This window comes from Bacteroides sp. AM16-24 (assembly GCF_003471885.1).
In the GTDB taxonomy this organism is placed as follows: Bacteria; Bacteroidota; Bacteroidia; order Bacteroidales; family Bacteroidaceae; genus Bacteroides.
On sequence record NZ_QRKI01000012.1, the window covers coordinates 110,466 to 131,588 of the forward strand.

Annotated in this window: 13 protein-coding genes and 1 pseudogene; 9 read left to right on the plus strand and 5 right to left on the minus strand. The window is 47.2% G+C overall.

The window, feature by feature from the left end:
• Positions 1 to 21 precede the first annotated feature (21 nt).
• Positions 22 to 1,209: an AGE family epimerase/isomerase gene (locus DW182_RS14675; RefSeq protein ID WP_118296005.1), complete on the plus strand. Its 1,188-nt coding sequence runs from the start codon at positions 22 to 24 to the stop codon at positions 1,207 to 1,209.
• 10 nt (positions 1,210 to 1,219) lie between these two features.
• Here the strand turns inward: DW182_RS14675 and DW182_RS14680 are convergent, their stop codons facing one another.
• Positions 1,220 to 2,557, minus strand: a complete 1,338-nt coding sequence (locus DW182_RS14680) for an aspartate kinase (protein ID WP_199678587.1) — start codon at positions 2,555 to 2,557, stop codon at positions 1,220 to 1,222.
• 290 nt (positions 2,558 to 2,847) lie between these two features.
• Here DW182_RS14680 and DW182_RS14685 point away from each other — a divergent pair, with 290 nt between their 5' ends.
• Entirely contained in the window at positions 2,848 to 4,191 is a 1,344-nt protein-coding gene (locus DW182_RS14685; RefSeq protein WP_118295965.1) for a sigma-54 dependent transcriptional regulator, read from the plus strand.
• 139 nt (positions 4,192 to 4,330) lie between these two features.
• On the opposite strand, the pseudogene DW182_RS14690 reads toward DW182_RS14685, so the two are convergent.
• Positions 4,331 to 4,903, minus strand: a pseudogene (locus DW182_RS14690) (hypothetical protein).
• Positions 4,904 to 5,505: 602 nt separating this feature from the next.
• Here DW182_RS14690 and kdpF point away from each other — a divergent pair.
• The 7 genes from kdpF to DW182_RS14725 all read left to right on the plus strand — a co-directional run bounded on the left by kdpF (position 5,506) and on the right by DW182_RS14725 (position 13,825).
• The gene (kdpF, locus tag DW182_RS22800) at positions 5,506 to 5,586 is read left to right on the plus strand and encodes a K(+)-transporting ATPase subunit F (protein ID WP_115503135.1); all 81 of its coding nucleotides are present in this window, start codon (positions 5,506 to 5,508) and stop codon (positions 5,584 to 5,586) included.
• A 57-nt stretch (positions 5,587 to 5,643) separates the two neighbouring features.
• The gene (gene kdpA / locus DW182_RS14700) at positions 5,644 to 7,350 is read left to right on the plus strand and encodes a potassium-transporting ATPase subunit KdpA (RefSeq protein ID WP_118295966.1); all 1,707 of its coding nucleotides are present in this window, start codon (positions 5,644 to 5,646) and stop codon (positions 7,348 to 7,350) included.
• Positions 7,351 to 7,369: 19 nt separating this feature from the next.
• Entirely contained in the window at positions 7,370 to 9,418 is a 2,049-nt protein-coding gene (gene kdpB / locus DW182_RS14705) for a potassium-transporting ATPase subunit KdpB (RefSeq protein ID WP_118295967.1), read from the plus strand.
• Between the two features lie 72 nt (positions 9,419 to 9,490).
• Positions 9,491 to 10,069 carry a K(+)-transporting ATPase subunit C gene (locus DW182_RS14710; RefSeq protein WP_117987677.1) on the plus strand — a complete coding sequence of 193 codons (579 nt, stop codon included), beginning with the start codon at positions 9,491 to 9,493 and terminating at the stop codon, positions 10,067 to 10,069.
• A 196-nt stretch (positions 10,070 to 10,265) separates the two neighbouring features.
• Positions 10,266 to 11,015: a TorF family putative porin gene (locus DW182_RS14715; protein ID WP_118295968.1), complete on the plus strand. Its 750-nt coding sequence runs from the start codon at positions 10,266 to 10,268 to the stop codon at positions 11,013 to 11,015.
• Between the two features lie 224 nt (positions 11,016 to 11,239).
• Positions 11,240 to 12,364, plus strand: a complete 1,125-nt coding sequence (locus tag DW182_RS14720; protein ID WP_007660277.1) for a sensor protein KdpD — start codon at positions 11,240 to 11,242, stop codon at positions 12,362 to 12,364.
• Between the two features lie 21 nt (positions 12,365 to 12,385).
• A complete protein-coding gene (locus DW182_RS14725; RefSeq protein ID WP_118295969.1) occupies positions 12,386 to 13,825 on the plus strand; it encodes a PAS domain-containing sensor histidine kinase in 1,440 nt (479 codons plus the stop codon).
• 179 nt (positions 13,826 to 14,004) lie between these two features.
• Here DW182_RS14725 and DW182_RS14730 read toward each other — a convergent pair whose 3' ends face one another.
• Genes DW182_RS14730 through DW182_RS14740 form a run of 3 tightly spaced genes read right to left on the minus strand, consistent with a single transcriptional unit; the run spans position 14,005 to position 21,093 of the window.
• A complete protein-coding gene (locus DW182_RS14730) occupies positions 14,005 to 16,251 on the minus strand; it encodes a S9 family peptidase (protein ID WP_118295970.1) in 2,247 nt (748 codons plus the stop codon).
• A gap of 11 nt (positions 16,252 to 16,262) precedes the next feature.
• Complete coding sequence (locus DW182_RS14735) at positions 16,263 to 18,668, minus strand: glycoside hydrolase family 127 protein (protein ID WP_118296006.1); 2,406 nt, start codon at positions 18,666 to 18,668, stop codon at positions 16,263 to 16,265.
• A gap of 22 nt (positions 18,669 to 18,690) precedes the next feature.
• The gene (locus DW182_RS14740) at positions 18,691 to 21,093 is read right to left on the minus strand and encodes a family 43 glycosylhydrolase (RefSeq protein WP_118295971.1); all 2,403 of its coding nucleotides are present in this window, start codon (positions 21,091 to 21,093) and stop codon (positions 18,691 to 18,693) included.
• Positions 21,094 to 21,123: the final 30 nt, after the last annotated feature.

The following is a 21,123-nucleotide window of genomic DNA, read 5'->3' on the forward strand; positions in this document are numbered from 1 at the left end:
GATTAAATTGCAAATTGAATGATGGACATCAAGAGTATAAGAAAAGAAATGGAAGCAGAGTTGGTAGACAACATCCTTCCGTTTTGGATGAACAGAATGAAAGATGAAGTGAACGGAGGCTTTTATGGCCGTATTACGGGAACAGGCGTCCTGATGCCGGAAGCAGAGAAAGGGGCCATTTTGAATGCACGTATTCTCTGGACATTTTCGGCTGCTTACCGCCTGTTAAGAAATGAAGAATATCTGACTATAGCAACCCGCGCCAAGCGAATCATCATTGATCGTTTTTATGATAAAGAATTTGGTGGTATCTATTGGTCACTTGATTATAAAGGGAATCCGTTGGATACTAAAAAACAAATATATGCCATCGGATTTGTAATTTATGGCTTAAGTGAATATCACCGTGCTACAGGTGATAAGGAAGCCTTGGATTATGCTATCCGCCTGTTTGAAGATATTGAAAGGTATAGTTTCGATTCCGTAAAGAATGGGTATTGTGAAGCTTTTACCCGGGGATGGAGTGAACTTGCCGATATGCGTCTGAGCGATAAAGATGAGAATGAATGTAAAACCATGAATACTCATCTGCATATTCTGGAGCCTTATACTAATCTTTATCGTGTATGGAAAAATGATTCGCTGAAAAGTCAGCTCCGTAACCTGATAGAGATTTTTATCGATAAGATATTGAATGCTGAGACCGGACACCTGGAGCTTTTCTTTGATGAAAACTGGAACAGTAAATATCGCATTGTTTCCTATGGACATGACATTGAAGCTTCCTGGCTGATTCATGAAGCAGCGCTGGTGCTGGGAGATGAGGCTCTGTTGGAAAAGGTGGAACCATTGGTTGAGTTTATAGCTGCCGCTGCCGATGAAGGCCTGACACCTGACGGGGCTATGGTTTATGAAACTTTTCTTACGAAGCAAAGGACGGATACAGACCGTCACTGGTGGGTACAGGCTGAAAATGTAGTAGGACACATCAACCTTTACCAATACTTTGATGATGAGGTAGCTTTACAGAAAGCTTTCCGTTGCTGGGAATTTATCAAGAAGAATCTGATAGACCCCCAGAATGGTGAATGGTACTGGAGTATACGTGCAGATGGTACGGTAAATACCGGCGATGATAAAGCGGGTTTTTGGAAATGCCCGTACCATAATGGACGTATGTGTATGGAAATAATGGAACGCTTTTCATAGAGATCTTCCTCTAACAAGCTTTTCCGAAGTACTCCGGTTTCAGTAACTTTTCATCGAGCAACCGGAGTACTTCTGCTTTATCTGTTCCCCTGACCACAATTGATACATCATTCTCGTCGCTTCCGTACGAAATCATTCTCAACGGGATATTCTTCAGTGCATCAATAATCCGGCTTTCCATGGCGATGCACGAAGACTTCATATTACCCACAACCGAAACAATGGACATACGGTCCTCTACCCATATCCGGGCATATCTGTTCAGTTCACGCAGAATACGGGACAGGAACTCCTTGTTATCCGTCACAATCGATATATTATCATTGGATGAAGTCAGCAGGCAGGGATTTGTCCGGTATTTGGCAAAGATTTCCATAATCTTACTGATAAACAGATAAGGTCGTAGTGTATGGTTTGACTCAAGGCGAATATAAACCACTGAGTCCTTTGCTGCAACAGCTTTTACAGCTTCCCCATTTTGCAAATTATCGGAGATGTAAGTTCCTTCCGCCGTCGGATTCATCGGATTGAGCAGATGAATAGGAACGTTTCCTTTCCATGCTGTAGCAAGACAGAACGGATGCAGAATTTGCGGATTGAAATAGATCAGACGTTCTGCCTCGCTGAAGCTGAGGTTCCGGATTGTACCAGCGTCCTTTATGACCAATGTGTCGTTGTTGCGTATGGCAAAGTTTGTCCATAGCTTTATCTCTTTTGCATGCAAGGCCACGCCAATGAGGGCCGCCGTATAATCGCTGCCGCCTTGTTTCAGGTAATCGGTTTCGCCAAAAGCATTTTTACAGATACTTCCCTGGGTGATAAACAGGTGAGTGCCAGGGTAGAGTTTCAGCTGCTTATCTAGTTTTTGCTCTATGTATTCGATATCCACTTCCCGGTTTGTACCTACGCGTATGAAGTCGAATGCACAAAGCATGGCATTATCGACTTTCTGTTCCTGAAGATAAAGACTCATTAATGTACTGGTGAGTAGTTCTCCTTGTGCCAGAATATCTTTTTCGTCGGTTGAGGTAAAGGGTTCCAGGCAATACTTCCAGATAGCCTGGAAACTATCGAGTATGCACCGGATGGCCTGATGCTTGATTTCATCATCCGTGAGGAGCTCATTGGCGAAGTCAATGAAGTAGAATTCCAGCCGGGTGATCTTCTCGTGCGCCTCCTCAGTATTACGGTTGAAGAAGCAGGCGGCTATTTCGTCCAGGTGTTTAGTGACATCCTCTGCTGCCGATAGTATTGCTATCGTAGGCTGGTTGTTCATAATCAGTTTGGCAACATGTTGCATTCCTTCTACGGATGCTGTTGAATTTCCATTGAATTTGTAGATTTCCATATTTTTCATTTTTTTAGTTATTTATTGAATGATGCTTACCGGAAGTTTATTTTTCCTTTCCATTTCAGGGTGATTTTATCAAAATGGAAGAGATTTGTCCGTAAGGTGTGGAGGTTGTCTGAATCCTTATCTCCTTGTATATATGGAGTTAAGCTATAAAGGAGATTCAGTTGCTTTCCGTTCCTCTATTATAAAAGTTCAAAAGATGTGCCGCTCGTATTCCGGAAAAGTTTTATATTTGCACACCCTGTTTTTACCATTATCAGTTTAAACACTTATCCGAATAAGATATGAGTAAGATTTTAATCGTTGATGACGAGGTACAAATCCGTACCCTTTTGGCGCGTATGATGGAATTAGAAGGATATGAAGTTTGTCAGGCTGGTGATTGCAGGGCTGCCCTACGACAACTGGAACTCCAAACCCCCGACGTAGCTTTGTGTGATGTTTTCCTGCCCGATGGAAATGGGGTGGATCTGGTGCTGTCCATCAAAAAGGCGGCTCCCAATGTGGAAGTCATTCTCCTGACGGCTCATGGCAATATTCCCGATGGCGTACAAGCCATCAAGAACGGAGCTTTCGACTATATCACAAAGGGAGATGACAATAATAAGATAATTCCCCTCATCAGCCGTGCCATGGAGAAAGCGCGGATGAATGTCCGTTTGGAAAAGCTTGAAAAGAAAGTGGGACAGACGTATTCGTTCGAGTCCATTCTGGGAGAATCCAAATCACTGAAAGAAGCGGTATTGCTTGCACGGAAGGTTGCGGTGACCGATGTTCCCGTGTTACTGACGGGAGAAACGGGAACGGGTAAGGAGGTATTTGCCCAAGCCATTCATTATAATAGTAAGCGGGCAAAGCAGAACTTTGTGGCTGTGAACTGTTCCTCGTTCAGTAAGGAGCTGCTGGAAAGTGAGATGTTCGGGCATAAGGCAGGTTCGTTTACGGGAGCGTTGAAAGATAAGAAGGGTTTGTTTGAGGAGGCGAACCATGGCACTATCTTTCTGGATGAGATCGGTGAGATGGCTTTTGAACTGCAAGCCAAGTTGTTGCGTATCCTCGAAACAGGAGAATATATCAAGATAGGCGATACGAAACCGACACGCGTCAATGTGCGTATTATTGCGGCAACCAACCGTAATCTGCCGGAAGAGATAGCCAAAGGGCGTTTCCGTGAAGACCTCTTCTATCGGCTTGGCGTATTTCAAGTACACCTGCCGCCGCTGCGCGAGCGTACGGGAGATATCCGCCTGCTGGCAAAGGCGTTTATACGGAACTTCTCAGCACAACTGTCGCGTGCCATTAATGAGATTACTCCCGAATTTCTCAGTACACTGGAACAACAACCCTGGAAAGGGAATATCCGCGAGTTGCGTAATGTGATAGAGCGCAGCCTCATCGTTTGCGAAGGTGATCGTCTGGATATTGCAGATTTACCGTTGGAGATTCAGAATGCCCATTACGAGCAATCGGACGACGGCATGCCCGGCTGCTTCGAGCTTTCGGCTATGGAACACCGTCACATTGCCCGTGTACTAGAATATACGAAAGGGAATAAGACAGAAGCGGCACGACTGTTGAAAATCGGCTTGACAACGCTGTACAGGAAGATGGAGGAATATAAGATTTAGGCTTGCATTTCGGGGCATGCCGAGACGGGCTTTTCGGAAAAACATTGCTATCTTTGTATTGTTTAACAAGAAAGAGATAAGATACTATATTATAAACGAATAGGAGGAAAAGCTATATATCACTCAATATGCCTTAATCTCAGTCTGATTTGGGTATTAGTTTATTATCTATTCCATAAAGAACATTATCAGGAACAGCATCAAAAACTTCATATTCTTCATTATGGTATTCATCTTCATAGTCCATCTCAAAGCCTAATGCTTCCATGTAATCTGCTATTTCTTCTTCCGTAGCTTCTCGCTTTGCCCTAACATAAGGCTGAACTAATACAGCACAAAACTCATGCATACTATTATAGGCAAAACCTACTAAAGTGTAAGCTACATTGTAGAAGAAATGGTTATGTGCTTCTATTCGGATGAAGAAGTTGGTAAGGTCATCACCTGCATATTCAAAGTTATTCAATTTGAATACAATATCTTCATTACCGGTGAAAACTTCATTCTCCCCGCCTTTATTGAGGTAAGATAAAGAAAGAGTATTAAAGTCGATCCATAAGTTGTTAAGAGTGGCAAACTCTTTCAGCTTTTCAATTTACCCTCTCTTATATCCCTCTGGCGGTTCAGCATTTCCTGTTGCTTCTTTTTCTCTTCTAACGAGATGGGCTGCTTCTGCCAAGAGGTTATCGACTTCAAGGTGCTTTCTATCCATTGCTTATGAAATTCATTAATATAGGTTCTTTCCATGCTTTAACACGTTTTATGTGGCTGATGCAAATGTAGTAAATCTATCGGAGAAACCATAGAAAAAGCATTGGCTAAAAATAAATACAGTTGATTTATCTGTCTCTGTAGACCTGTTATCCTTTATCAACTTAACCATTAAAATTCCCTTCCAGCAGCACTAATCTACTGTCCGAAAGGGATTTCTGTCTTCCTGCCTTTGTGCGTGCTGTCTATCCTAGCGGGTTCTCTTCTAAATTGCCATCGCCGTCCGGGTTGGTTTTTGGGGTTCTGCCGTTTTCTGTTTTGATAGGGCACTCTTTCATTTTGGAAGGGTGGGGCGGAGGCGGATTGGCTGTAATGGAATTGTCAGCTTATTGTAAATCAGATTGTTAAGGCTCTTCTCGCGCTTTTGGCACGTCTTTGGCATTGTTGTGGCAAACAAAGTAATAGTATTAATCTGATAAAAGGTAAAAGACATGGGAATAACGATTTCATTTATTTTCTGCCTCGCGAGCGGGTTGCTCGCTTTCGGGCTGTTCTGGAAATGTGTGGATTGGTTTGAAAAGATTTAAGAAGGAGAGAAAGATTATGTATATAACATTATTTGTATTGGGTATTGCGGTTTTCGGGTATTTGATGTATGTACTTGTGAGACCGGAAAAGTTTTAGGCAATTGACAATTGATCATTGACAATTAAGGTATCATTTTATTAATGAATTAGAGAAATGAACACAGAGATTTTAGGTGTAATCTTGCAGATAGTCCTGATGGTGGCGTTGGCTTATCCGTTGGGAAAGTATATTGCAAAAGTCTATAAAGGACAAAAGACATGGTCGGACTTCATGAAGCCGATTGAGAGACTTATTTTTAAAGTGTGTGGCATCAACCCCACCGAAGAGATGAACTGGAAACAGTTTCTGAAAGCGCTTCTGATATTAAACGCTTTCTGGTTTGTGTGGGGCATGGTGCTGTTGGTTACTCAACACTGGTTGCCTCTGAATCCCGACGGTAACGGGCCGCAGACACCGGACCAAGCATTCAACACCTGCATCAGCTTCATGGTGAACTGTAACTTGCAGCATTATTCCGGTGAAAGCGGGCTGACTTACTTCACGCAGTTATTTGTCATCATGCTTTTCCAGTTTATTACGGCGGCAACGGGTATGGCGGCTATGGCAGGTATCATGAAGTCTATTTCCGTGAAGACAACGAAGACAATAGGTAACTTCTGGAACTTCCTTGTATTGAGTAGTACACGTATCCTGTTGCCACTTTCGCTGATTGTGGGTTTCATCCTTATTATAGAAGGTACTCCGATGAGCTTTGACGGAAAGATGGAGGTGACCACGCTCGAAGGACAGGAACAGATGGTTTCACAAGGCCCTGCGGCTGCCATCGTGCCCATCAAGCAACTGGGTACCAATGGCGGCGGTTATTTCGGTGTAAACTCTTCGCATCCGTTGGAGAATCCTACGTATCTGTCCAATATGGTGGAATGTTGGTCTATCCTTATCATCCCGATGGCAATGGTTTTCGCACTCGGTTTCTATTCCAATCGTAAGAAACTGGCTTATAGTATATTCGGTGTAATGCTCTTTGCCTATCTGGCGGGTGTCGGCATCAATGTCTACCAGGAGATGAACGGTAACCCGCGTATTGACGAACTGGGTATTGCGCAGGATGGCGGAGCGATGGAAGGAAAAGAAGTACGGCTTGGTGCGGCTGCAACAGCCTTGTGGAGCATTACGACCACCGTCACTTCCAATGGTTCAGTGAATGGTATGCACGACTCTACGATGCCGCTCAGCGGACTGATGGAGATGCTGAATATGCAGATTAATACCTGGTTTGGTGGTGTCGGGGTAGGTTGGATGAACTACTATACATTTATAATTATAGCCGTGTTTATCAGCGGACTAATGGTAGGGCGTACACCGGAGTTCCTCGGTAAGAAGGTGGAAGCACGCGAAATGAAGATTGCGACCGTTGTGGCGTTGCTTCATCCGTTTGTGATTCTGGTAGGAACGGCTCTGTCCACGTATCTGTTTGCCCATCATCCCGATTTCGTGGCGAGCGAGGGCGGTTGGCTGAATAATCCGGGTTTCCACGGGCTGAGCGAGCAATTGTATGAGTTTACTTCGTGTGCAGCTAATAACGGGTCCGGTTTCGAGGGACTGGGAGATAATACTTATTTCTGGAACTATGCTTGTGGTTGGGTGCTTATCCTGAGTCGATTTATTCCGATTATCGGTCAGGTGGCCATTGCGGGACTGCTGGCGCAGAAGAAGTTCATCCCGGAAAGTGCCGGTACGCTGAAGACGGATACGGTGACATTTGCAGTGATGACTTTTGCGGTTATCTTCATTGTAGCTGCCCTGTCATTCTTCCCGGTGCATGCGTTGAGTACGATTGCTGAACATTTTAGTTTGTAAGTAGTAGAAAAAGAAAGATATGAAAGATAAGAAATCAGCTTCTTTGTTTCAAAAGGAGCAAGTTATGGAAAGCTTGAAGCAATCATTCGTGAAGTTGGATCCACGGGTGATGATTAAGAATCCGATTATGTTTACGGTGGAGCTTGTGACGCTGGTGATGCTGGTAGTCTGCATCCTATCGCTGGGGACTACGGAATATGGAACATTCGGGTACAACTTCCTGGTGTTCGTCGTTCTCTTTGTTACTCTGCTGTTCGCCAACTTCGCTGAGGCCATTGCCGAGGCTCGTGGTAAGGCCCAGGCCGACAGCCTGCGCAAGACGCGTGAGGAGACTCCCGCTAAAATCCTGATTGATGGCAAAGTCTGCAATATCAGTAGCGCACGCCTGAAGAAAGGTGATTACTTTATTTGCGAAGCCGGTGATATGATTCCGGCTGACGGTGAGATTGTAGAAGGACTGGCTTCCATTGATGAAAGTGCCATCACAGGCGAATCTGCCCCGGTAATCCGTGAGGCGGGTGGAGATAAGAGTTCTGTAACCGGTGGTACGAAGGTGCTTTCTGATAAGATAAAGGTATTGGTAACCCAACAACAGGGTGAGAGCTTCCTCGACAAGATGATTGCTCTGGTGGAAGGCGCTACCCGGAAAAAAACACCGAATGAAATAGCGTTGACTATCCTGCTGGCCGGTTTCACACTGGTATTCGTGATTGTTTGCGTCACGCTGATTCCGATGGCGGACTATACAAATATAGATCATCCGGGAACGTACATCTCGATTGCAGCTATTCTCTCCCTGTTTGTCTGCCTGATACCGACGACAATCGGTGGTCTGCTTTCCGCTATCGGCATTGCAGGTATGGACCGTGCGCTTCGTGCCAATGTGATAACGAAATCGGGTAAGGCGGTGGAAACGGCCGGTGATATTGATACGTTGCTGCTGGATAAGACGGGAACTATTACAATCGGTAACCGTAAAGCTACGAAGTTCTATGCAGCTCCCGGTGTGGACGAACGTGATTTTATTGAGGCTTGCCTGCTGTCCTCCATCTCCGATGAAACACCGGAAGGTAAATCAATTATAGAACTGGGACGGGAAACAGGTCGCCGTATGCGTGACCTGAATACTACGGGTGCCCGGATGATTAAGTTCACTGCCGAAACAAAGTGTTCAGGCGTGGATTTGCAAAATGGTACTCAGATACGTAAAGGTGCTTTCGATGCTATCCGCCGGATTGTGGAGAGTGCCGGAAACAGTTTCCCGAAAGAGGTGGAAGATGTGATTGCTGCAATTTCAAGTAACGGCGGTACACCGTTGGTAGTGTGTGTCAACCGGCAGGTGGCTGGCGTTATTGAGTTGCAGGATATCATCAAACCGGGTATTCAGGAACGTTTCGAACGCCTTCGCAAGATGGGAGTGAAGACGGTAATGGTGACCGGAGATAATCCGCTGACAGCAAAGTACATCGCAGAAAAGGCCGGTGTGGATGATTTTATAGCTGAAGCCCGGCCGGAAGACAAGATGGAATATATCAAGAAAGAGCAGCAGTCCGGTAAGCTGGTGGCAATGATGGGAGACGGTACAAATGATGCTCCGGCATTGGCACAGGCAAATGTGGGCGTTGCTATGAATAGCGGTACGCAGGCTGCAAAGGAAGCCGGTAATATGGTGGACTTGGACAATGATCCTACGAAGCTGATTGAAATTGTGGAAATCGGTAAACAGTTGTTGATGACGCGCGGTACATTGACCACGTTCTCTATAGCAAATGACGTGGCTAAATACTTTGCGATTATTCCCGCTTTGTTTATGGTAGCCATCCCTCAGTTAGCACCGCTGAACGTCATGGGGCTGCATAGTCCTGAGTCAGCCATCCTTTCAGCTATAATCTTTAACGCTATCATTATTCCTATATTGATTCCGTTGGCACTGAAAGGAGTACAGTATAAACCGATTGGTGCCAGTGCATTGCTTCGCCGCAACTTGCTGATTTATGGCTTAGGCGGTGTCATTGCACCCTTTATCGGAATTAAATTAATAGATATGGTGGTCAGTTTATTCTTTTAGGGGCGAGGCGCCCCGGCCGGGTTTCCTTTCGGAAGAAGGCCTGATAATAACAAACTAATAAATAACAAGATAATGAAAACATTATTCAAATCCCTCAAAATAACACTTGCTTTTTGCGTGTTCTTCTCTGTATTCTATATCCTTATCCTGTGGATATTTGCTCAGGTGGCAGGTCCAAATAAGGGTAATGCGGAAGTAGCGACTCTGGATGGTAAGGTGGTCGGTGCCGCTAATGTAGGGCAGATGTTCACAAAAGACATCTACTTCTGGGGACGTCCTTCCCATGCCGGTGACGGTTACGATGCTGCCAGTTCTTCCGGTAGCAACAAAGGCCCTACCAACGAAGAATATCTTTCGGAAGTAGAAGCCCGTATTGATACTTTCCTGGTGCACCATCCCTATCTGCAACGCAAGGACGTTCCGGCTGAAATGGTGACAGCCAGTGCTTCGGGGCTTGATCCGGATATCACTCCCGCCAGTGCATACGTACAGGTGAAACGCGTAGCCCAGGCACGTGGCATGGATGAGGCGAAGGTGAAGAGTATCGTGGACGAGACGATACAGAAACCACTGCTCGGTCTTTTCGGGACGGAAAAGGTGAATGTGTTGAAACTGAACATTGCACTTGAAGAGATAGACAATATTAAATGATAATTTAGGGGCGAGGCGCCCCTAAATTATCATTTGTACAACCAATTATTTTAATAATCAGAATCTAACTTTAGGTTGGTAGAAGAGAGGCGGACAGGCTCCGTTCATATTTTGCCATGGTGATGTCTAAAAACAGGGTGAACGGAGACACGCCTCTCTCTTTTTAAGAGATTGTATTTTAAAGATTGAATGAATTATGAAACAAGTAAAAAGAACGTTTTTTGTAATAGCAGCCATTGTTGCTGCATGTTTTTTCGGGACAAACGATGTGAAGGCACAGGAATTTACCGTGCAGGGTGATTTAGTAAGCTCTTACGTCTGGCGCGGCGTATATCAGACGGGAGCCAGCTTCCAACCTACACTGGGTTTCGGCATCAGCGGCTTCTCTCTGACTGCGTGGGGTTCCACGGACTTCGACGGTTATAAATCTACCGAAGGCCAGGCAAACAAGGAGATAGACCTGACGGCAACTTACGCATTCGGCGAGTCCGGTCTGTCACTGTCTGTGGCGAGCCTTTGGTGGGCGGGACAGGGTGCCCGTCAGTATTTCAACTTCAAAAGTCATGAGACGGCACATTTCTTTGAAGCTGGTCTGGCCTATACGTTGCCTTGCGAGAAGTTTCCCCTGTCCATAGCTTGGTACACTATGTTTGCGGGAGCCGATAAGAATGAGGAAGGCGCGCAAAACTATTCTTCCTATTGTGAACTGAACTATCCGTTCAGCGTGAAGTCGGTAGGTTTGAATGCAACCGTAGGATTCGTTCCTTATGAAACTTATACGGTAGGATATGGAAACTCCGGTTTTGCCTTTACCAATGTAGCATTGAAAGCTACTACGGCTATCAGGATAACAGACTCATTTTCATTGCCTATATTTGCACAGGCTATCTGGAATCCTTGTTTGGAAGATACCCACTTAGTCTTTGGCATAACCTTAAAGCCTTAATGTAAGTGACAGAGGTATCTTGTCTCTATGACTTAGCATAGAATCATTGGCATTGATTGTGGGAATCATTGGCATTGATTGTAGGAATCATTGGCATTGATTCTACCCATCATCCGTATTGATGGTACTCATCATCCGTATTGATGATACCCATCATCCGTATTGATGATATGCCAACTCACTTACTAATCCCGGCTAACCCATAATGATAACTACTTAAAGGTATGGACAGAGAACAAAACGTGCAACACTTCCTCGACCTGATAAAGAAATCCCGTCGTGGCAAGTTCAAGATTTACATCGGCATGATAGCCGGTGTGGGCAAGTCTTACCGGATGCTCCAGGAAGCCCACGACCTGCTGGACAACGGCGTAGACGTGCAAATCGGCTACATCGAAACCCACGGACGTGCCGGGACGGAAGCTCTTCTTGCAGGCCTGCCCGTCATCCCCCGCCGCCGGATATTCTACAAAGGCAAGGAACTGGAAGAAATGGATTTGGAGGGTATCATCCGCATCCATCCCGAAATAGTCATCGTGGACGAACTGGCGCATACCAACGTAGAAGGCAGTCGTAACGAAAAGCGTTGGCAGGACGTGATGGACCTTTTGGACGAAGGCATCAACGTGATTTCCGCCGTCAACATCCAGCACATCGAGAGCGTGAACGAAGAAGTGCAAGGCATCTCCGGCATCGAAGTCAAAGAGCGCATCCCCGACAGTGTCCTTCAGGAAGCGGACGAGGTGGTGAACATCGACCTGACTGCCGAAGAACTGATAACCCGTCTGAAAGCCGGCAAGATTTATCGCCCGGAGAAGGTGCAGACGGCACTGACCAACTTCTTCCGGACCGAGAACATCCTCCAACTCCGTGAACTGGCCTTGAAGGAAGTAGCCCTGCGAGTGGAGAAGAAGGTGGAGAACGAAGTCGTCATTTCGAGCGTAGGCGTCCGGCACGAGAAGTTTCTGGCATGCATCAGCAGTCATGAGAAGACGCCACGGCGCATCATCCGTAAGGCGGCACGGCTGGCTACCCGCTACAATACTTCTTTCATTGCCCTGTATGTGCAGACGCCCCGCGAGAGTGCCGACCGCATCGACCTGGCAAGCCAGCGTTATCTGCTGAACCACTTCAAACTGGTCACTGAGTTGGATGGTGAAGTCCTTCAGGTACAATCGAAAGATGTATTGGATGCCATTATCCGTACTTGTAAGGAGAGACAGATTACTTCTGTTTGCATGGGCAGTCCTGCTTTCCGCTTTCCGCAATCCTTGTTCATGGTGTTGAAATACAGAAAATTTGTGAGCGAATTGGCGCAAGCAAACATAGATTTGATTATACTTGCATAATATTTAATTCATCAGTGCATTATGAATATTCGTACTAAATTGATACTCAGTGTAGGCATTCTGACCGGTATGATCATTCTGCTGGTTGCTCTCTCCGTAGTGAATCTTCAGATACTGACGGCCACCGAACCGGACAGCCCTGCCGCCATGCCGGGTTTGCAGCGTGCTCTGCTGTGGATTTCCGTTACCGGAGGCGTCTGTATTCTTGCCAGTATCGTGTTGTTGGTCTGGTTACCCCGTTCCATTAGTAAGCCTATTCAGGAACTGACGCACGGCATCTTCGAAATAGCCAATCACAATTACGAGAAACGCCTCGACATGAGCGGGCACGAAGAGTTCAGCGCAGTGGCCGACAGCTTCAACCGCATGGCGGAACGGCTGACGGAATACCGTGCCAGCACACTGAATGATATTCTTGCTGCCAAGAAGTTTCTGGAAGCCATCGTGAACAGTATTCACGAGCCTATCATCGGCCTGAACCGGGAGCATGAAATACTTTTCATCAACAAAGAGGCGCTCACCGTGCTGAACTTGAAGCGGGAAGAGGTTATCCGTCGTTCCGCCGAGGAACTCTCGCTGAAGAACGACCTGCTCCGCCGTCTGGTGCGCGAACTTATCACTCCCAGTGAAAAGAAGGAACCGCTGAAAATCTATGCGGACAACAAGGAGAGTTATTTCCAGGCGTCCTATATCACGATTATGAACACGGAAACCGATACGGACGAACCGCAAAACCTGGGTGACGTCATCCTGTTGAAGAATATCACCGAGTTCAAGGAGCTGGACTCTGCCAAGACCACCTTCATCTCCACCATCTCCCATGAACTGAAAACGCCTATTTCTGCCATTCTTATGAGTCTGCAATTGCTGGAAGACAAACGGGTAGGGGCTTTGAACGACGAGCAGGAACAACTATCGAAAAGTATTAAAGAGAATGCCGACCGTCTGTTGGGTATCACCGGTGAACTCTTGAATATGACACAAGTAGAAGCCGGCAAGCTCCAGATGATGCCGAAGATAACGAAGCCTATCGAGCTTATTGAGTATGCCATCAAGGCCAATCAGGTGCAGGCTGATAAATTCGGTATCCAGATAGAAGTGGAATATCCCGACGAGAAGATGCCGAAACTGTTTGTGGACAGTGAAAAGATAGCTTGGGTACTGACGAATCTTCTGAGCAACGCCATCCGCTACTCCAAAGAAAACGGACGTGTGGTGATTGGTGCCAAGCATGAAGACGGAATCATTGAGATGTACGTGCAGGACTTTGGCAAGGGCATCGACCCGCGTTATCATCAAAGTATTTTCGACCGCTATTTCCGTGTGCCGGGTACGAAGGTGCAAGGCAGTGGCCTGGGCTTGTCCATCTCAAAGGACTTTGTGGAGGCTCATGGCGGCACGCTGACGGTGGAAAGTGAATTGGGAAAGGGGAGCAGGTTCGTGATAAGTATTCGGTATTAGTGATTGAATTATATTCATTTCTGAGTGGTTATGATGCACCACAGATTACACAGATTAGGAAAGATGTCTCTGATTATTAATAAATTAAATCTGTGCTAATCTGTGTAATCTGTGGTGAAATAATTCATTTCTGCACGGTTATGAATGAATTTCAACTCCTGATTCGCATGAATCACTAATCACTTCTTCACCTCGTCCCACTTCGGCGGGTTTCCCCCCATCAGATGTCTTACAAAGAAATCATACCGTTTATGTTCCCCGAAGTCTTCACCCATTGTATGGTGTGCGCCGGGGATGACTACCAGTTCAAAATCCTTGTTCGCCTTAATCAAAGCATTTACTACTTGCATGGTTGAAGCTGGGTCTACATTGTCGTCCAGTTCACCGACTACCAGCATCAGGGGACGACTCAACAAATGGGCATTCTCTACGTTCGAGCCTTCTTTGTACTGGTCGCCTACGGGATATCCGAGCCAGAGTTCGTTCCACCAGATTTTATCCATGCGATTGTCGTGGCAACCACAGGCGGAGTAAGCGGCTTTGTAGAATTCGGGATGCAGCAGCACGGCAGTGGTGGACTCCTGACCTCCGGCGGAACAGCCGTAGATGCCTACGCGGTCCATATCCATATACGGATACTTCTCTCCGGCAGCTTTAATCCAAGCGATGTGGTCAGGCAGTCCGGCATCTTTCAGATTCTTATAACATACATTCTCAAATTCGCGTGAACGGAAAGAAGTTCCCATTCCATCCACCATGACGACGATAAAGCCGAGTTCGGCAAGTGAAGTCATGTACCAATTGTACGGAATGAAAGTCTTGGGTACATATTGGTCGCCGGGACCTTGGTAAATGTATTCGATAACCGGATACTTCTTGTTCGGGTCGAAATTAGTGGGACGGACAATCAGTCCCCACATATCCGTTTTGCCGTCACGCCCTTTGGCGGTAAACACTTCCGGTGCTTTCCAGCCTTCGGCTATCAGGCGGCTGATGTCGGCAGTTTCCAATGGCATTACTACTTTGCCATCCTTGGCGCTGCGCAGCACGGCTACAGGAGCTTTGTCTACCATAGAGTAAACGTCTACCAGATAATTCATATCTCCCGAGAACCAGGCACGGTGCATTCCTTCTTCCGGAGTAAGGCAAACCAAGTCTTTCCCGTCGAAGCCGATGCGGTAATAGCGGATGAGATAAGGGTCTTCACCGGGTTGTACACCATTTGCGGAGAAGTAAATCTGCCGGTTGTCTTCATCTACACGAAGCACTTCGCGCACATACCATTCGCCTTTTGTGATTTGGTGGACGGGCTGCGCAGTGGTGCGGTCGTACATATACAGATGGTTCCAGTTGTCGCGTTCGCTCATCCAGATGATATGCTTGTTGTCCCTCAGGTCATGGCGGAAATGGCGGGTGTAGTTTACGTATTTATCACTGCTTTCCTCTATCAGTGGACGTACCTTGCCGGTTTCTGCCGAAAGTTCCAATACCCTGTACACCTGATGCCCGCGCTGATTGTACTCGAAGGTTACGGCACGGCTGTCCGGGTTCCATTCGGGGCCGTATATCTCATACTGTTGGGCAAACAAATCAGTGGAAGGGATAATACTGCGTCCTGTCTCCACTTCGTAGATGCAAGGCACCTTAAATGGGAGTTCATCTCCCGGTTTGGCATACTCCTGCTTGTGGAGCTTAGGTTGCAGTTGGTCCGTTGGAGAAGACTCCACATAATATACATAACGCTTCTCAACCGGACGTATCTTGCAGGAAGCCACTTTCTTGCTGTCCGGTGACCAGCGGATATAGGCTGAATAATAATTGCTCAGTGTGCCGTCTATACTCAACTGTCTTTCTTTCCCTGTGGCAATTTCTTTCACGTATACATTCTGATTCTTGATGAATGCTGTGTACTTGCCGTCAGGTGAAGGAATAGGATTGGTAGTCTTCTCATCATCCCGTTCCATCCAGTGTTTCTGCTTTTGGGGAACGGGGAGAGCGCCTTCGTTTGCCAACTGGTTTTTCCGGGTGGCATACATCCATCGCTGGTTATTGAAAACAAAGCGGAGTGTGTCCAGACTCTTGTTTACATGTAGTCGCTCCAGATTGATGGCGGAAGGTTTCACTTCTTTGCCGGATGCCTTGGTAAGTGCGTCAGCCAGGCGGCTATGGTCGAACAACTCTTTTCTCCCTTTCTTGTCTGCATTCACCGATACATACATACGTCCTTCCGGTGTATTGCGCACATACCAGAACTGATGTGTACCTTCTATCCACGTCGGTGTGACATTGGAGTAGAATATCTTGTTTGCGCTGAACTTCTCTCTCAATGAATAGGCACGGTTGTAATCCTCTACCGTACCTTGGGCAATAGCCATGCCCCCGCAAAGGAGCATGGCTACTGACAAACCTAATCTAACCATTTTCATATACCTAATCTTTACTTAACTTCCCATTCAAATAAGCCTGATGAATATTTATCCGGCTGTCTGATTTCCAGTTTGACGGCTTTTGTCTTTACCGGGTCAAAGTTAACCACATTTCCCGTACCTTTTTCAACTCCGTATTTGTCGGCACCGGTGACGGGTTGCCATTCGCCTTGTGCATCTTTATAATAAATCTTCCAGCTCTTTGGAACGCGGCAACCACCCCAGGGAGCATCGTCAAACCAATATACGGTAGCACTGCTGACGGTTGCTTCTGCCGGGAATTCGTATGAAATCCATTCGGTGCTTCCCTGTTTCGGCCACCAGTGATAGTAAGGCATGGAGCGGTCGTTCTCATCTTTTGGCACCAGGCGGTCGTTGATGGCTGAGATAGATTTTACTTTGTGTGAGGCATCAATCTTGCTTTCCGAAGCCAGCGTGGCGGGCATGGTGGGGCGGGATGCGCTTAATTCCTGCGGCAACCATACTCCCATGGCTCCCGAACCACGGTGTGCCCATGCATAATAAGGAATCAGGGTCAAATCCACGTCAGTGGTAGTCAGGCGTCCCTGGTCATCGTATCCAAGAATCTGCGCCCCTGTCTTCAGTTGGTTGATGCCATACAGTAAATCGGGCTTCTCCACTACTTCAAACTTCGGGTTGCGGTTCATGAATACACTGAAAATATCGAAGTTGTTATCCGGCCATTCAGCGCAATACACAATCGGGCCGCGTTCCACGGCAATGCGTCCACGGTCGGCTTCCACTTTATTGTTGGCTTTCACGGTGCGTGGTTCCATGTCGAAGTGTATTTCTATTTTGTCGCCCTTCTTCCAACGGCGGTCGATGCAGAAGTAGCCGTCTTTCAGTTCGCTTTGTGCGGGTTCTCCGTTCACGGCTACCGTATATTTCAGACGCTTGCCGTCGCTGTAGGTGTAAAGGTCACTCGGAACTACCTGACCCCGTACCCATCCCGGGATACGTACTTTCATAGTGAACTGCCCGGCATTGTTCTTCTTAATACCGATGGCGATGTCTCCGTTCCAGGGATACTTCGTTGTTTGTTCGATAGAAACAGCCTTACCGCCTACTTTCAGGTCCGAAGTGTTGGACATGAAGAGGTTAACGTAGACATCTTTATCCTTCACCGCATAGATATATCCCGGCAATGACGGAATGAAACGGCAGATATTAGAGGGGCAGCAAGCGCAACCGAACCAGGGTTGGCGTTGATGTTGTCCCATACTCTCCAACGGATTCGGGTAGAAGAAACCGCCGCCGTCCAGTGATACACCCGAAATCAAACCGTTATATAAGGTACGTTCCAATACATCATAATACTTTGATTCGCCGTGGAGCAAGAACAGACGGTAGTTGACATATACATTGCCGATAGCTGCGCAAGTCTCGCAATAGGCTGACATATTGGGCAACTCGTAGTTTTTACCGAAAGCCTCTCCGGCAGCGGTAGCTCCGATACCGCCGGTGATGTAATACTTCTTACCGACGATATTGTCCCAGATGCGGTCGATGGCATGAATGTAGGCGGTATCTCCGGTGAGAGCTGCCACGTCGGCCATTCCTGCGTACATATAAGCGGCGCGAACGGCGTGTCCCACGGCTTCATCCTGCTGGACAACGGGTTTGTGTGCCTGACTGTATTCGTCCGTGCGGCTGGTGTAACCGCGCTGGTCGAGGAAGAATTTAGCCTGGTCGAGGTATTTCTTGTCTCCGGTGACCAGATAAAGTTTGGCAAGTGCCATTTCGGCAATCTGATGTCCGGGAACACGGATTTGCTGTCCTTCGCCTGTACCTATCTCACGGCATACGCAATCGGCGTACTTGATGGCGATATCAAGGAAGTTTTTCTTCCCGGTTGCCTGATAGTGGGCGATGGCACCTTCCACCATGTGTCCCAGATTGTAGAACTCGTGACTCAGGTCTTCTACTTTTTCCCAGCGCTTGCTTCCCGCCCATTCGTGCGGATGCTTCGGGTTCATGGTGCGGCTGGTGTAGAGGTATCCGTCGGGTTCCTGTGCGGCGGCCACAATCACCAGTACACTGTCGATGTACTTAGCCAGTTTCTTGTCCGGATAAGTCTGCAACAGGTAGCTGGCACCTTCAATGGTTTTATAGACGTCCGTATCATCAAAGGCCAGTCCGCCGACTTTTATCGTATCGCTGGGATGCGCTGCGTTGACGAAGTTCTGATATCTTCCTGTTTCCTCGCATTTGCTGAAAGCAAGAGGAATGGTTACTTCACGGCTTGCGTTGAGGCGCTGCCCCCAAAAGGAGTCGGTTACTTTCACCGAAGTGAAGGGCACAGGGTCAATGGGGTAGCCGTGCGACTGATTTTTCACTTGTGCCTGACCGCCTATTGCAGTGGCAAGCATCAAAGTGCTTACTAAAAGTTTCTTCATGGTTATCATTCTATTTATGGTGTTATTTTTTTATCGGAATATATTCGTCCCAGAGTTTCAGTGAATGCAGGTAGCCTGTGAACGGCCAGTTGCGTTCTGCATTCTGCCCCAAAGTTACGTATTGTGACGGTTTTATCAGCAATTGAATATCTTTTTCGCTGATTAGTTGTCCATTTATATATACCTGCTCCATCCGGCCGTCAAAGCAGATATAGACGTGTTGCCATTTGCCTTCCAGCGTTTTCATATTTTTATAACCGGTGTCTTCGTACCAGCCGTAGTGGTTGATGACTCCGCAGCGCGGTTCTGTACCGTTTACCAGCATAATCTTTTCCAATTCGTCGTGTGATGTCGTGAAATCGGCCACACATTCGTTTTCTGCGATGGAATCGTTCAGTATCCAGGCTTCCAATGTATAGGGAGCATTGTCCAGCAAGGTTGCAGGGAGTGAGAAACTGGAACGGAATACCTGATGTCCCTCAAAGTGGAAGCTCTTCTTGCCTTGCACTTCTTTGATGATGGAAGGCGTTTTTTGAGCTTCAAAGTATCCGTCTACTCCATGATTGGAGAAATAGTGCACGGTGTCTCCGGCTGCAAAGTCATCGGCGGTAACGCTCACTATCAGGCCGCGCTTTTGCTGGTCGGCTGCCGGCAGACGAACAATGTCCGTGGTGGTATCGTAGGCTTGCTCGGCAGGTTCCTGTTTCCAGTTATAATAACGGAGGTTAGTGATTATCAAAGGTTCGGCTCCGCTTTGAAGCGAAATCACACCCGATGAAAGGGCGGACTCCGCTTCGTAGCTTTGCCACCTACCTAATCTATAAACTAACCCACTAATTGTATGTTCTTTGGAAGGAGAAATCAACGGATGACGGAATTCCAGTGTAGTACCCGGCTCAAGAATCAGCGCATCACGTCCGTCCATACGTCCGGTGCGGGCTGCACCTTCTTTAAGGGTGAAAGCTCCTCCCAACATCCCTTCGTTGTTTTGCCATTCGCGACCGTCCCAGTCGGCGGCAGTCAGTCCGAGCCATTGCTGCGGAGCGGATTCTTCGATGCCGGAAAATACTTTAATGTTCCAGATAGCACCGCCGAAACCATTCTTTTGTCCGCCGGTATAAGTGAGACGGACGTAGCGGGCTTTAGTCTTTCCGAAGTCCACCATCGGACTGCCTGCCAGATGATTGTTCCGTTTATCAGCAAAGATATTCCAACGTTTTCCATCGGTGGAAGTCTCAATCAGATATTGATAGAACTGCGTACCGTATTCAAATTGTGTCCAGATGGTTTGAATCGGCTGGGTACGTTCCAGGTCTATTTCAATCCATTCCTGTCCCATACCACGGGGGCGCCATAAAGTCCCGTTATTATCATCTACGGCATATTCAGGACGGAAATTATCGTCATAAAAAGAAGAGGCGCGGACGCTTTTTCCAAAGGCGAGGTTGGTTGATTTAACAACGGAAGGAGCCAGTGCGCCTACGCCGTCATGAGTGGGGATGATTTTCTGAATCGTCCCGTCTGCATTGAATGTCATGCGGTCGATGCAAAGCTGGCGGTGGAAGCCACGGTTGGAGTGCGGATTGTCGTGACGGTGGTAGACGATATAGTAATCATTACCTTCCTGGAGGATGCTGTGATGTCCGGGACCGTGAATGGTTCCGTCAGTATTGGTTTCGAGGATGCAGCCGCCATAGGTGTAAGGCCCCAGAGGCTTGTCTGAGGTGGCGTATTGCACACGGTATGTGTGGTCGTGACAGGAACCGGAGGAATACATAAAGTAATAGGTTCCATTGCGTTTGATTACAAAAGGTGCTTCGAAGAAATCAGTGGCTTCGGTATTGGGAATGAGGCGGGTTTCAGTAAAATTCTTCAAATCGGGAGCTAATTTTCCGGCACCACAACCGAAACCTTTGTAAATACCCCAAGTTCCCCAGTACATATAGACCGAACCATCATCGTCCACAAAAGTCTGTCCGTCCAGTGTGATAGCATTTGTTACAAAACGATCCGGAATGAGGACTGCTTCGCTTTCTCCCAGAATGTTCTTCCACGGTCCGCGCGGGGTTTCCCCTACACCGCAATGGATGATGCAGGGCTGGCAATAGAAATAGTAATACTTGCCATCGGTGTGCTGTATCACGTCGGGAGCCCATATCCAGTGGCTGTCGGGCCAGTTCATGGGCATCAGGGTCCAGTTTACGAAGTCTTTGCTCGTCCACACCTGGGCAGGGCCGAAGCCGGCACCACTACCATCGGTTGTGGCATACATATAATAAGTGTCGCCAAACTTCTTTATAGTAGGGTCGGCAAAGTATCCGGGGATGACGGGATTACCTGCGCCCGGGGTATTGAAATCGGTCTGCGAGAAGACGGAGAGTATTCCCAGTAAGAGGGAAGCTGTCAAAAAGATGATTCTATTCATGCTGTTGCTTGATTGTTTTATAAATGATAA

Bases quoted from the DNA above. Each gene is read 5' to 3' on its own strand.
- DW182_RS14730 (WP_118295970.1), bottom strand. From the start codon at position 16,251: ATGAAAATGGTTAGATTAGGTTTGTCAGTAGCCATGCTCCTTTGCGGG.
- DW182_RS14720 (WP_007660277.1), top strand. From the start codon at position 11,240: ATGGACAGAGAACAAAACGTGCAACACTTCCTCGACCTGATAAAGAAA.
- DW182_RS14725 (WP_118295969.1), top strand. From the start codon at position 12,386: ATGAATATTCGTACTAAATTGATACTCAGTGTAGGCATTCTGACCGGT.
- DW182_RS14740 (WP_118295971.1), bottom strand. From the start codon at position 21,093: ATGAATAGAATCATCTTTTTGACAGCTTCCCTCTTACTGGGAATACTC.
- DW182_RS14715 (WP_118295968.1), top strand. From the start codon at position 10,266: ATGAAACAAGTAAAAAGAACGTTTTTTGTAATAGCAGCCATTGTTGCT.
- kdpA (WP_118295966.1), top strand. From the start codon at position 5,644: ATGAACACAGAGATTTTAGGTGTAATCTTGCAGATAGTCCTGATGGTG.
- DW182_RS14675 (WP_118296005.1), top strand. From the start codon at position 22: ATGGACATCAAGAGTATAAGAAAAGAAATGGAAGCAGAGTTGGTAGAC.
- DW182_RS14680 (WP_199678587.1), bottom strand. From the start codon at position 2,557: ATGGAAATCTACAAATTCAATGGAAATTCAACAGCATCCGTAGAAGGA.
- DW182_RS14735 (WP_118296006.1), bottom strand. From the start codon at position 18,668: ATGAAGAAACTTTTAGTAAGCACTTTGATGCTTGCCACTGCAATAGGC.
- kdpB (WP_118295967.1), top strand. From the start codon at position 7,370: ATGAAAGATAAGAAATCAGCTTCTTTGTTTCAAAAGGAGCAAGTTATG.
- kdpF (WP_115503135.1), top strand. From the start codon at position 5,506: ATGTATATAACATTATTTGTATTGGGTATTGCGGTTTTCGGGTATTTG.
- DW182_RS14710 (WP_117987677.1), top strand. From the start codon at position 9,491: ATGAAAACATTATTCAAATCCCTCAAAATAACACTTGCTTTTTGCGTG.
- DW182_RS14685 (WP_118295965.1), top strand. From the start codon at position 2,848: ATGAGTAAGATTTTAATCGTTGATGACGAGGTACAAATCCGTACCCTT.